The organism is Microcoleus sp. CZ3-B2, assembly GCF_036705055.1.
GTDB lineage: Bacteria > Cyanobacteriota > Cyanobacteriia > Cyanobacteriales > Microcoleaceae > Microcoleus.
Genome location: NZ_JAUBTN010000100.1, coordinates 1 through 13,454, shown reverse-complemented (window position 1 = coordinate 13,454; position 13,454 = coordinate 1). Strand labels below are relative to the sequence as shown.

Below are 13,454 nucleotides of genomic sequence, written 5' to 3'. Positions count from 1 at the left end.
AATGACTAATGACTAATGACTAATGACTAATGACTAATGACTAATGACTAATGACTAATGACTAATGACTAATGACATCTTCCCTCATAAATATGACCCAAAGCCGCCTCCGACTACCGAAATTTCTCAACCTTGCCTCAACGTCAAGCCTGTCAATGAAAATGATGTGGGCGGGTTTGACAATAACTGCCGTGTTTGTATTGGTAGCCACTTTGTCTCCGGCCATGCAAGCTTGGGGATGGCTGCAAAATCCTACCGATGCTTTGATTAATCCGATTCACGAACCACCGTCCGCGAATTATTGGTTTGGTACCAGCCGCAGCGGCTACGATGTTTTTTCCCGCACGCTGTTTGCTTCTCGCGCTGCTTGGCAAGTGGTGATTTTAGCCACAAGTTTGAGCTTGTTTATCGGCGTACCGCTAGGTTTGCTTAGCGGTTATTTGGGCGGTAAGCTCGATCGAGCGCTGTTATTTTTAATGGATACAATTTATACTTTGCCGGGGCTGCTGCTGTCCTTGACACTGGCGTTTGTAGTAGGAAGAGGAGTATTCAACGCTGCGATCGCCCTGAGCATTTCCTACATCCCTCAATACTACCGCGTAGTCAGGAATCACACCGCCAGCATCAAAACCGAATTATTTGTCGAAGCCGCCCGAGCAATGGGTGCAGACACTCAGACAGTGCTTTCGCGCTACCTCTTCCTAAACGTGATTCAAAGCGTACCCGTGCTGTTTGCCCTTAACGCCGCCGACGCGATTTTAACATTAGGAGGCTTAGGATTTCTCGGTTTGGGACTTCCCGAACAAACCCCAGAATGGGGACACGACTTGCGTTTAGCCTTGGATGCGTTACCTACAGGCATTTGGTGGACAGCATTATTTCCTGGTTTGGCAATGACTTTAATGGTAATCGGACTATCTTTAGTAGGAGAAGGATTGAACGAATTTGTTAACCCTCGGCTGCGAAATCAACAATAATTTGTCTCGCTGGTGAATTAATCACAATTAAGTTGCGAGTGCATTTTTTAGCGAGAGATGAACTCACAACTTGTTAAATATTTTAATTCACGAGACATAAAATCCAATCAAGGAGGTGAAATGATGAAAAATATTCCCCGTATAGAATATCTAAAAGTCCAAAATTACCGAGCTTTACATAATCTAGAACTTAAAACAATTACCCCTTTAACTGTCCTTTTAGGGCCTAATGGTAGCGGAAAATCAACTATTTTTGATGTTTTTGCTTTTTTGTCTGAATGTTTCAATGAAAGCCTCAGAAAAGCATGGGATAGAAGGGGCAGATTTCGAGAATTACGCACCAGAGATAGTACAGGCTGCATCATTATTGAATTAAAATATCGAGAGACATCAAAATCACCGTTAATTACCTATCATCTCGCCATAGATGAAGAAAATAATCGTCCTTTCATTGCTGAAGAATCGTTACAGTGGAGGCGAGCCAGCCAAGGTAAACCTTTTCGGTTTTTAGACTTCAAAAAAGGCGAAGGACAAGTTATTAGTGGCGAAAGTCCTGATGAAGAAGGTGAAAGGATCACCGAAAAACTAGAATCATCTGAATTTTTAGCAGTAAATACCTTAGGACAATTTGCCAAACATCCTCGCGTCAGCGCATTAAGACGCTTTATTACAGGTTGGTATTTATCCTATTTAACCGCAGATAATACCCGCAGCCTTCCCGAAGCAGGTGCACAGGAAAGATTGTCCCCCACTGGTGACAATTTACCTAATGTTATCCAATACCTAAAAGAACAACATCACCAACGGTTAGAAGAAATACTAAAAACCCTTTCTGCTCGTATTCCACGCCTCGAAAAAGTCGAGGCTCTTGTCATGCAGGATGGCCGACTTTTGTTGGAAATTAAAGATGCTCCTTTTTCTCATCCCATTTTGGCAAAATATGCCTCTGATGGTACCTTAAAACTCTTAGCTTATTTGACAGTTTTATTCGATCCAAATCCCCCGCAATTAGTGGGAATAGAAGAACCAGAAAATCATTTGCATCCGCAATTATTACCTCAGCTTGCAGAAGAATGTCGTTCGGCTTCGGCGAATACTCAATTAATGATAACAACCCATTCTCCCTTTTTTGTGGATCGTTTAAGACCCGAGAAATTATGGGTATTATATAGAGATGAAAAAGGTTTTACTCAAGCCAAAAGAACCGCCGATATGCAAGAAATTAAACAATTTATAGAAAACGGTTCCTTACTCGGTTCGCTGTGGATGGAAGATTTCTTTGATGTGGGAAATCCCCTCAAAAATGCGGGTGCACCGCAGTGATTTTAAACTAAAAATTAAGAGGAGGTGAGCATTTTGCATCTTGAGTTTTTAGTGGAAGAAGCATCATTATAATCAGCTTTAACCCAAATTGTACCCAAAATATTGCCATCGACTGTTACCTATAAAATTCATGCTTTTCGAGGGAAAACAGATTTACTGGCTAAATTGCCTAACCGTTTGAAAGGTTATCAAGCATGGCTTCCGCCTGATTGGAAAATTGTTATTTTAATAGATGAAGATCGAGAAGATAGTCTCGAATTAAAACAACAACTAGAAATAATGGCATATCATCGGGATTAATCACTAAATCTTCCTGTCAAAAAGATAAATTATTCCAAGTCTTAAATCGAATTGTAGTTGAAGAATTAGAAGCGTGGTTTTTCGGCGATGTTGAAGCAATTTGCCAAGCTTACCCTAAAGTCTCTCCCAATTTAGATACTCAAAAAAAATATCGAGAGCCTGATGCTATCAAAGGAGGCACCTGGGAGGCTTTAGAAAGAGTATTACGGAAGGCTGGATACCATCAGGGAGGACTAGAAAAATATAAAGCCTCTAGCGAAATTTCTAAATATATGAATCCTGAATTAAATCGCTCTACAAGTTTCCAAGCTTTTTATCGAGGTTTATTAGACTGCATCAATAATAAACAGATATAATCAACTTTGCCGGCGTTGTCAAGACAGATGCGGAGCGGAAATTTATCCTGATAGCGAAATACCCTAGCTATCGAGCCACATGATTTAAACCAGAGTGGCCGGATACCTGCTTTCGGAGGAAGGGCTGTAAATAAATGTAACAAAAATCTTCACATAGCACCAGAGTCCTATTGTTTAACAGCTTTGAACGAACTCGGCAGCTTTTGGACGATCGCCAAACAGCAAGCACATCACTACACTCGGTAAGTTTCTTTTTTTTAAAAGCTATCCTCCGCCCTCCGCTGTAGCAAAGTCTGCTGGGCTTTTGTTCTGTCTGCTGGAAATCTTCCACACAACACCAGTAATTTTACTTAAAATTGATGAATTTGCTTTGTCAAAGCTTCACACTGTTAGGATATATTTAAAGTAAATGTGAAGTTGTGCTTTCGGGAAATAGCGAATTGTCTTGCTTGTGAAAATGGGCGTTAGCGAAGCTTGCAGAAGAGGATCGCGCAAGTGCGAGCCGAAAGCCAGCAAATTTTAGAGACATTTGCTGCCGGGAGTTGCGCGACGGGTTAACTCTCAGTAGAATTTATCCGGGTGGTTTTTGCCACGCTCTGCCATAAACTCGTGTCCCACTGCTTAAATGAAAATGTGACGTTAATAACTTAATGTGATTTAATGTCGAAATTAAACCCAATTTCTGGGATTTGAGCTAACTTAACAAAGAAAGCCCCTGTTGCACTATTAAACCCGCAACGCTTCATTAGGGGAAATCGTCGGTTTCTACTTCAGAGCGGCCGACTTACAACTCAAGTTCGCAAGCTTTATTAGATCGCAGATTGCGTATGATTCAATTCAGGGAAACAGGGTAATGATGGGTGCATCTACAAAGATTTTATTGGTTTCACTTCCAGCAAATCAAAAATTGTCTGCTAACTGTCTGGCAGACTGCGCCGCAGCCGTTCACCCACATCAGCACAAAAAACAGCGCAGTTCGATCGTACCCAGGTTTTTAGGGGGCTTTCTCAGGATTGAGCTGAATCGACCATGAGTCACTATTGTCAAGCTAAGCTGACAAATTTTTCCGAGTTCTTGACAAAAATTGAAAATAACTTCCATTTTTTGTGAGAACGGCTACAATCGGAAGGGTCTTTGCCAGATCCGATTCTCACCATTTGGTGCTACGACTCTCTGCTGTTGCGTTTGAAGCAGCAAACCTACATCCGAGATGGCAAAAATTAGCCGTGCAACTGTGAGATCTGACAACATCGTCACTCGCACCCTGTCGGCTTTCTCAAAAGTTCGACACCTCAAACACAAAAGTTAGAGGGTTCAGTACCAGAAAACTGGTACGGGTAAAAGATCGAAGTACCGGGCAAAAAAAAGCCAGTATTTTGACCTGCGTGCGATCGCATCTCTGGCATTCGTTTTTCTGGGTAAGGTATCGCAGATGAGGCGATAACTCGCTGTGAAAGAAAAAGCTGCACCCTCAATATAGGTTGCAACGTTAAAAATATGCGATAGATTGAATGTACTCGCTGCTTCTTTCAACCAGAAGTCGAAATTTGACTCGTCAAACAAACGCAGTTTCGGTCACTGCTTCATTTAGCAAACTGAAAAGCCCACTATTTCTTACTGCGGAAATGCCAATACTGGCTAACTTGTCTAAACTACAAACAGACACTATTCCACTGTTATTTATTCTTTAATTCAGGAGCATGAGGAAGGCGGCATGATCCAGGCTAACACCGTACTCGAAACCACAATCACACCCGAAATGGAAACCATCGAGTTGCTTAGGAACGCCAAAAGCGTTCTACCCGAAAGCGAGTTGGAACTTTTTATCGACGAAGACGACGATCGAGAAGATTTTCTAGACAGCCCATCTGAAGAAGACGATACTAAAGTTGGCAAAGGTGTCAAAGCCCGCCGTCGGGCCCAAGCCAAGAAAAAGCATTATACAGAAGACTCTATTCGTCTTTACCTCCAAGAAATTGGTAGAATTCGACTGCTGCGAGCCGACGAAGAGATTGAACTCGCCCGCAAGATTGCCGATTTGCTGGAATTAGAGCGAGTTCGAGAACAACTCCTCGAAGAGTTAGACCGCGAACCCAAAGATAACGAATGGGCTAATGCTGTAGATATGGCACTTCCGGCATTCCGTCACAGACTCCATGTCGGTCGGCGGGCCAAGGAGAAGATGGTACAGTCAAACCTGCGTTTGGTGGTGTCGATCGCCAAAAAGTACATGAATCGCGGTTTGTCTTTCCAAGATTTGATTCAGGAAGGCTCTTTGGGTCTGATCCGGGCCGCTGAAAAATTCGATCACGAAAAAGGCTACAAATTTTCCACCTACGCAACTTGGTGGATACGTCAAGCCATCACCAGAGCAATCGCCGACCAATCCCGGACTATCCGCCTACCGGTTCATCTTTACGAAACCATCTCGCGGATTAAGAAAACTACCAAACTTCTTTCTCAGGAAATGGGCCGCAAGCCTACGGAAGAAGAAATCGCGACTAAAATGGAGATGACGATCGAGAAGTTGCGTTTCATCGCTAAGTCCGCACAGTTGCCTATTTCTTTAGAAACTCCAATTGGCAAAGAAGAAGACTCGCGTCTGGGAGACTTTATTGAATCTGACGGAGAAACGCCAGAAGATCAAGTCTCGAAAAACTTGCTAAGAGAAGATTTAGAGAGCGTTTTGGATACTCTAAGCCCTAGAGAACGAGATGTATTGCGACTGCGTTACGGCTTAGACGACGGACGGATGAAGACCTTGGAGGAAATTGGTCAAATCTTTAACGTCACTCGCGAGCGGATTCGTCAAATCGAGGCTAAAGCGCTGCGGAAGCTGCGCCATCCCAACCGCAACAGCATCTTAAAAGAATATATCCGCTAGAGTATTTGTCTGGCATCACCCAAAAGAGTGATTGGCTCTTTTGGGGATCGAACCATAGCTTTTTTGGGAGCGATGGTTGTTAAACTTTTTGTGTTCGCTGCACTGCGAGTCATATCAATTCCGGTGAAACCGGAATGAAGTTAACTGTTAACTGTTAACTGTTAACTGTTAACTGTTAATTTACTATTCCGATGAATAGAGGATTTGATATCATATCATTTCGGGTCGATTACCATCACAAAAACGGTTCGTAGTGCGGACTTCAGTCCGCCAAATTCTGCGGAGTTAAATCCGCACTACAAACGAATCTGATTGCGGTCAATCCAACGGACATGAGATAGCTATTTGCTACAGGTAAATCGCCCTGCAAAAATTGCGCTGCTAAAAGTGCGCGGGAAAAATTTTGGGAGTTCTTTTGGGGACTCCCAAGCTTTCTATTGTCTAAACAATCTCAACTGAAAAATTAGATTCGTTGAAAGCAGTTGGCTCGCGCATTGCAGTTCAAAAACCCGGTTTCTCGATCGGAGTCACTCGAAGAGCAGCTACTCGCGTCAAAGAAACCGGGTTTTTTAATCTTAGTCAGATCGAGAAAAGAATGGTGTCCCAATTCTCCAATCTCAAATCTAAAAGCTAAAATCGTACTAGATCACGCCCCAGAAGTGAAGCAGGCCTTGACCGGAAACCAATTCGATAATCACAGCGGCAGAGAAACCAATCATCGCTAAACGACCGTTCCAATTTTCAGCTCCTTCGCTGAAGCCCCAGTTCCAAGCGTTGCGTTTTTGTTCTTGCATAGTGCGAACTCTTTTTGTTAACTTTTGTAAGGCTTATGTAAATTAATATAACAGCAACTTGAAAAAAATGCAAGTTTATGATGTGTGAGATCGATCGCAAAGGCCGATCGACCTTGAGAATTTCGCCTAACGAGGGAAAATAGCCAACTCCGTATCCGGGTCAAACAAGTGAATCTTGTCATGGGCGACGGCCAGCCAAAGCTCCTCACCAACACGGATCGATCGCTCAGGAGGAACCCGCACCTGCATCCGCACAGCCGGAGCATCAGTCAAACACACCCGCAAATAAGTTTCGTGCCCCAAAGCCTCCACAATTTCCACTTGTACAGACAGATTTTTGGTAGCAGGAGGGTGAATGCTCAGATGTTCGGGCCGGATGCCCAAAATCAGCTCTCGCCCGTCATATTGCTGTAGGTTTTTTGCCCAAATATCCGGTAAAGTAAAGCGAAATTGCGGGTGAGAAATCAACAGCGGGGCTGTAAACTGCACCGGCAAAAAATTCATCGGCGGAGAACCGATAAACTCAGCCACAAATAGATTAGCGGGCTTGTTGTAAAGCTCCAGAGGTTGAGCGACTTGCTGAAGCTGACCTGCATTCATAATCGCAATGCGATCGCCCATAGTCATCGCCTCAGTCTGGTCGTGAGTCACATAAATAGTCGTAGTTCCCAACTGTCGCTGCAACTGCACAATTTGCGATCTCGTTTGGGCCCTCAATTTCGCATCAAGATTAGATAGCGGTTCGTCCATCAAAAAAACTTCAGGATTTCGAGCCATCGCCCTACCCAAAGCTACTCGCTGCTTTTGTCCTCCCGAAAGTTGTTTCGGCAAGCGATTTAAAAGCGGTTCTATTTGCAATAATTGAGCTACCGCCCTAACTCTTTTGCCTACAGCCTTTTCCCGTTCCGAAAAATAGCGCAAACCCGGAGGAAGCTTGCGAGTTGCTCCAACTAAAAAGTCCTCCCCTAAAGTATATATCTGCTCTTTGTTTAAAGTATTAGAAGCTAAATAATTAATCACCTCTTTTAACTGATTTTTTATTTTTTCTGCCTGAACCAGGCTGCTTTTTTCCGCCTCTGTCTCTGTCTTTGTCTCTTCTTCCTTTTTCCCTCTTCCTTCTTCCCTCTTCCCTCGGACTTCTTCCCTCGGACTTCTTCCTTCTTCCTTCTTCCCTCGGACTTCTTCCTTCTGAGAGCGGCGCAATCCAAAGGCGAGATTATCGTAAACTGTTAAGTGAGGATAGAGAGCATAATTTTGAAATACCATAGCGATATTTCGGTCTTTGGGGGGCAAATCGTTGAGGAGGCGATCGCCAATCCAAATATTGCCGGCAGTCAAAACTTCCAAACCGGCGATCGATCGCAGCAGAGTGCTTTTTCCGCAGCCCGAAGGCCCCACCAGCACCATAAATTCCCCGTCTTCGACCGTCAGGTTAATCCGCCGCAAAACGCTGTTAGAAGTTGAAATAGAGGCTTCGGGCGAGACACTTTCTGCGACGTTGTTTGCTTTTTTTTCCTGTTCTCCTTGGCGGAGTGGAAAACTTTTGTAGATATTTTCTAATACAACTTTCGCCATCAAACAATTTTAGATTTTATCTTTTAGAGTTTAGATTTTTAGAATTGGGAATTGGGGGAATTGGAGGCCGAGCCTCCAGGTATGTATTCCCAGGCTCTGCCTGGGAACAAGTCTTATGACTATTGACCAATGACTGTTGACTAATGACTATTGACCAATGACTGTTGACTAATGACTATTGACTATTGACTAATGACTATTGACTGCTAATAACCTTAATAATTTTTTCACCGGGATTGAGGTCAAAAACTCGATCGCCCGGAGCATCTTTCCCCCAAAAAGCTATAGCATCAGTAGTCGATCGCAGCAAGCGGCCAGAAGTAGTAAAAAGTTTAACATCCGTACCCGGAACCGATCGCAGCAAGCCAACCAAAGCATCTTTAGGTTCTGCGAAACGAAAAGCTTGAGTGCCAATTTCGCCGCGATTAGTAAGTCTGACAGAACCTGCGGGCATTCGTTTAGCCCAACCCAACTCCGAAAATAGCACCAGACTGTCTTCGGGATCGATCGTAATACAACCCACCAAAACTTCCTGCTTCCGCAACCTGGTTACTTGAGAACCTAGGGCGCTGCGGCCCATTGGCGGCAGTTGTTCGTCATCAACATCAAACCGGAGAACTCGGCCTCCCGAAGTTGCGACGGCCACTTGCTCGCCGACTTTGCTCAGACTAGCGCTGCGGAGCCGATCGTCCTCCTTGAGTTTAACAACAGTCATGCCGCGATTAGTCACATCAGCCAATTCCTGCATCGGCAAACGTTTAATTTTGCCTTGCTGAGTCATAGTTACTAAATCCACCCCCTCCGAATTTTCCGGCAAAATAAAGTGTGCGATAGTAATTTCCGACAAAGCGCGATCCGTACTGTCTTTAGTAGCACTAGGGGATAACAAACCGACAATCGGCTTTCCTCGGTCTTTTGGATTGCTGCTAGGAATATCAGCCACTTTCAGCGGGTAAGCTTTGCCGTTAGGAGTTAAGACTACCAAAGTGCGATCGGTTTTAGTCAGCTCTGCAGTCACAATAAAATCTTCATTTTTTTCTAAAGCTGAAACCGATTTTTCGCGACTTTTCGAGCGCGGGCGATCGTGAGCCGGCAAGCGCCGCACGTACTGCTTGTGCGAAAATTCAACAATTGTTTCTTCAGGCTCTAGAACCGGCAATAAGTTAGGCTGAATCGTTGCCGGCGATAACTGCTTGAGTCCAGAATTTTTCTTACCAGAAAATTGTGTGTCTGTCTTGGCCGCGCGTCCTGTTTCCCGAGCAAATTTAGTGCGGCGGGGGTCAGCGTACTTGCGTTTGAGCGATCGCAATTCCTTCTTCAAAGCCTTCAAAAGTTCGCGCCTGTCGCTCAACAACCGCTGCAATTCTTGAATATTTCCCGTCAACTCATCCAGTTCAGCTTGCAAATGTTGCCTTTCCAAACCAGTCAGCCGGCGCATCGGCATCGCCAAAATCGCATCAGATTGACTTTCGCTCAAATCGAGGCGAACTTGGAAAGTTTGCTTAGCAGTAGTACCGTCAGGAGAATTTCTGAGAATGTCGATCGTAGTATCGAGATTTGTCAAAGCCAACATTAAGCCTTGGACAATGTGACACCGACGTTCTGCCACCTGCAACTCGTAATTGTAGCGCCTGGTGAGAGTCACTTCTCGGAAATCCAGAAATTCCTGCAACAATTGTCTGAGCGTCAACTGTCGGGGTTGACCGTTGACAATTGCCAGCAAAATCGCACCAAAATTTGTTTGCAGGTCAGTTTGTTGGTAAAGACGAGCTAGCACCGCTTCGGGAGTAAATTCTCGCTTGAGTTCAATCACAACTCGAATGCCATCGCGATCGCTCTCATCGCGCAAATCAGAAATACCGTCGAGGCGGCCGGCATTCACCAAATCCGCCACCTTTTCAATCCAACTCGCCTTATTCACCTGAAACGGAAACTCCGTCACCACGATCGCCGTTTTAGTCCGCACCTTGCGATTACCAGGCACTTCTTCCACCCCAGCCACACCCCTGACCGCAATGCTGCCTCGACCCTTAGTGTAGGCATCAACAATGCCCTCTGTAGCGACGATTTCCCCTCCCGTCGGGAAATCCGGGCCCGGAATCAGTTCAATCAACTTCTCGTCCGAGACTTCGGGATTTTCAATCAAAGCAATTAAACCGTCTACCACCTCTCCCAAATTGTGCGGCGGAATATTAGTTGCCATCCCCACAGCAATCCCAGTACAGCCATTGAGTAACAGAAACGGCAACTGAGCCGGTAGTGCTGTCGGTTCCTGTTCGGAACTGTCAAAGTTAGCTGCAAAATCAACAGTTGCATCGCCGACTTGGGTTAGCATAGCTTCGTGGGCGATCGGTGCCAGTCTAGTTTCCGTGTAGCGCATCGCAGCAGCCGGGTCATTGTCCACCGAACCGAAATTGCCGTGACCCGCAAGCAAAGGATAGCGGCTCGAAAACTCCTGAACCATACGCACCAGAGCGTCGTAAACCGATTGGTCGCCGTGGGGGTGATATTTTCCCAAAACATCTCCAACTACCCGGGCGCACTTGCGGTAAGGTCTGTCTGGTGTCAAACCAAGTTCGTGCATCGCGTACAAAATTCGACGGTGCACGGGTTTTAAACCGTCGCGGACATCAGGCAAAGCTCGCCCGACGATCACACTCATGGCATATTCGAGGTACGATTGCTGCATCTCGGCGTGCAGAGGCGTAGAAATTACTTGCCCGGAAAGTAGGTTTAGTTGTTTGGCCATGAGTTCTTGTGTCCGTTAATTCCTGAGTGAAGACAGCCTCTGTCAATAATGCTCAGGTTGCCTGTCTCGAATGAAAAGCGTTTGCCTTCAAGCAAACCGATAGTTCGATAAAACCGCCCAGCAGGAGGATAAAAATAAATTTAACAGGTTAAAGCAAAATCAGAGTGCCGAAGACAGACAACACTTGCCTCTTACTCTCCACTCTTACCCTAACCTCTATATTGCCGACCGTTGCGACTACCTGTCTATTTACCGTCCGCCGCGAGAAGGTTGATTTACAGCCATGCTTTTATTTATAATCGCTCACAAATGCCGATCTTTGAGAATTCAGCCGTCAAAAGCTTTTCTCATGAGCTGTCCTAGTCTGACCTGCGATCGATCGAAGCGTCGATATTTTAAAGCAATGTCGATCGGTCTAAACTAAGAATTGCCAATCCTGAACAATCCCCGCTATGTTCCCAACTCCGAATGCTTCAGCGGCAGTACCTGAAACAACATTGCTTGATTTTAAGGGCAGCACATAAAACAATTGTCACACTCCCCCGACTCTAAGTCGCAGGCTTGACCCAGAAAAAAAATCCTAAAAACCTGCTAATCAAGAATTTTGAGACTGTTGTCAGTGTGAGGGGGAGCACCTCAATCAATGCAGTAAGTATTTTTTTGACAGCCCATTTATAGTGCTGTCTGGCGATCGAGTCTTATATAGGTCGATCGCCACCGCCTTGCACTCGCAAAAAAATGCTTGGCGACAGAAATGAGATACTCCCTGGAAAATTTTAGGCATCTGTAGGCTATTTCGCCTAAAAACCAGCGGGCCCAAGACAACCGAGTTGAAGGGAAACGCAATTCGCGGATCGGAGCCACCTAGTGCCATCTGTGATATAACTAGCTTGATGAAACAAGTTTTGACAATAGCTTACAAGCTTGAAGTACCTCCTAAAGTAGCCCCAAAACTGGACGCGACTCTCAAGGTATTTTCTGATGCTTGCAACTACATCAGCCAAACTGTTGACCCAAAACTAATTAATAAACCTCGAATTCAAGGATTGGTCGATCGGCAGCAGAGGGAGGAATTTAGCTTGTCTGCTAACCATGATATAAATATCAATGCTGCGGTTAATATTCTAGTAGCCGCCGTTGCACTCGGAGACGAAAAACAAACGTGGAGTCAAGCACAACACTGCTTTTAAAGTAGCTGCATCCTAGCGCCAAGCGTTAACCCAACCAGCATTTCGACAGTTGTCAATTTTTGACGCTTTGAAATAGATGAAATCCCCGTCCATTTTACGGCGGGGCGGATGTCAAAAGTATTGCAAACACATTCACAAAAAAGATGGCTATTTGTATGCAGCCGTATTGTTGTCCATCCTTTCCACTCGCTTTCCCCGTGCTGAGTAAAGCGCATTGGAAGGTGGTATCTAGGAGATCGCCAAGATGAAAACCGTTCTGATTGTAGAGGACGATTTGGTTAACGCTAGAGTTTTTTCTAAAATTCTGACTAAGCGGGGTGGCTTAGCCGTGAAGCACACAGAAAATGTTGAAGAGGTGATGCAGATTGCTGCGTCTGGAGAAGCTGATTTGATTTTAATGGATGTGTCTCTTTCACGCAGCGTCTATCAAGGAAAAGCTGTTGACGGTATTAAAATTACTCAACTGCTGAAAGCAGACCCGCAAACGGCCTCGCTACCAATTATTTTGGTAACAGCTCACGCGATGGCCGGTGATAGAGAAACTTTTCTAAATCAAAGTGGTGCGGACGGTTACATCTCTAAACCCGTGGTAGACCATCAAGAGTTTGTCGCTCAGATCAAGGCTTTGCTCCCTGATTGAGTGACATATATAGCCTTTCTCGGTAACATGAGGTGCTAGGAGTGGGCATAGGCCAAACCGGGCATAGGCAGGAGTGGAAAGAGCCCGTATACCTCACCAAGCTTGAGAACCGCTATACATGAAGGAGGAAGTTCGGCAACGAGCAATGTACGGGATGTAACTGATGTAAGGAAGAAGGAAGTTCGGCAACGAGCAATGTACGGGATGTAACGGATGTAAGGAAGAAGGAAGTTCGGCAACGAGCAATGTACGGGATGTAACGGATGTAAGGAAGAAGGAAGAAGGAAGTTCGGCAACGAGCAATGTACGGGATGTAACGGATGTAAGGAAGAAGGAAGAAGGAAGAAGGAAGAAGGAAGGAAGAAGGAAGAAAGAATTTTAATTGCATTGGATCTCAATGTTACATTTGTAGCAACAGCTCGCTATCGAGTTTGCACGGGGTGTATGTAACCAGCAGTGCGATCGATAGCGATCGAATATTAGAGCGGTGAATCTACCGGACACGATTTTAAAAAAAAGCTTTTTGTTGAAAAGCCACAGATGCTCCCTTTAACTATTTGTTAGATCAAACACTTAAAACCTCGGAATTCTGACGGGGTGACAACCCCGTTAAAACCCATAGCTAACAAAGGTTTGACCGATTTATGGTAAAAAAAGATGGGGTCA

The 13,454-nt window shown here is 45.0% G+C and carries 11 protein-coding genes; 8 read left to right on the top strand and 3 right to left on the bottom strand.

The genetic code is table 11. The features are described from left to right. Positions 1-92 precede the first annotated feature (92 nt). From QUA97_RS26835 to rpoD, 6 genes are all read left to right on the top strand, one after another. On the top strand, positions 93-977 hold the full coding sequence (locus tag QUA97_RS26835) for an ABC transporter permease (protein ID WP_194066641.1): 885 nt from the start codon (positions 93-95) through the stop codon (positions 975-977). A 120-nt stretch (positions 978-1,097) separates the two neighbouring features. Beyond that, positions 1,098-2,300 (top strand): AAA family ATPase, encoded by a 1,203-nt coding sequence (locus QUA97_RS26830; protein ID WP_333197281.1) that lies wholly within the window; start codon positions 1,098-1,100, stop codon positions 2,298-2,300. 102 nt (positions 2,301-2,402) lie between these two features. Further along, complete coding sequence (locus QUA97_RS26825; RefSeq protein ID WP_333197278.1) at positions 2,403-2,600, top strand: hypothetical protein; 198 nt, start codon at positions 2,403-2,405, stop codon at positions 2,598-2,600. After that, on the top strand, positions 2,558-2,956 hold the full coding sequence (locus QUA97_RS28415) for a DUF4276 family protein (RefSeq protein ID WP_442922598.1): 399 nt from the start codon (positions 2,558-2,560) through the stop codon (positions 2,954-2,956). The genes QUA97_RS26825 and QUA97_RS28415 overlap by 43 nt, the downstream gene beginning before the upstream one ends. Before the next feature lie 853 nt (positions 2,957-3,809). Then, complete coding sequence (locus tag QUA97_RS26820) at positions 3,810-3,989, top strand: hypothetical protein (protein WP_228049824.1); 180 nt, start codon at positions 3,810-3,812, stop codon at positions 3,987-3,989. 681 nt (positions 3,990-4,670) lie between these two features. Continuing rightward, positions 4,671-5,840: an RNA polymerase sigma factor RpoD gene (rpoD, locus tag QUA97_RS26815; protein ID WP_194066600.1), complete on the top strand. Its 1,170-nt coding sequence runs from the start codon at positions 4,671-4,673 to the stop codon at positions 5,838-5,840. Between the two features lie 641 nt (positions 5,841-6,481). Here rpoD and QUA97_RS26810 read toward each other — a convergent pair. From QUA97_RS26810 to QUA97_RS26800, 3 genes are all read right to left on the bottom strand, one after another. Further along, complete coding sequence (locus tag QUA97_RS26810) at positions 6,482-6,634, bottom strand: chlorophyll A-B binding protein (protein WP_194066599.1); 153 nt, start codon at positions 6,632-6,634, stop codon at positions 6,482-6,484. A gap of 126 nt (positions 6,635-6,760) precedes the next feature. After that, positions 6,761-8,041: an ABC transporter ATP-binding protein gene (locus tag QUA97_RS26805; RefSeq protein ID WP_442922597.1), complete on the bottom strand. Its 1,281-nt coding sequence runs from the start codon at positions 8,039-8,041 to the stop codon at positions 6,761-6,763. 364 nt (positions 8,042-8,405) lie between these two features. Further along, the gene (locus QUA97_RS26800; RefSeq protein WP_333197273.1) at positions 8,406-10,958 is read right to left on the bottom strand and encodes a DNA gyrase/topoisomerase IV subunit A; all 2,553 of its coding nucleotides are present in this window, start codon (positions 10,956-10,958) and stop codon (positions 8,406-8,408) included. A gap of 893 nt (positions 10,959-11,851) precedes the next feature. On the opposite strand from QUA97_RS26800, the gene QUA97_RS26795 reads away from it, so the two are divergent. Together QUA97_RS26795 and QUA97_RS26790 are read left to right on the top strand one after the other, a co-directional pair. Further along, complete coding sequence (locus QUA97_RS26795) at positions 11,852-12,148, top strand: hypothetical protein (protein WP_194066596.1); 297 nt, start codon at positions 11,852-11,854, stop codon at positions 12,146-12,148. A gap of 244 nt (positions 12,149-12,392) precedes the next feature. Next, complete coding sequence (locus QUA97_RS26790) at positions 12,393-12,788, top strand: response regulator (RefSeq protein WP_194009855.1); 396 nt, start codon at positions 12,393-12,395, stop codon at positions 12,786-12,788. Positions 12,789-13,454: the final 666 nt, after the last annotated feature.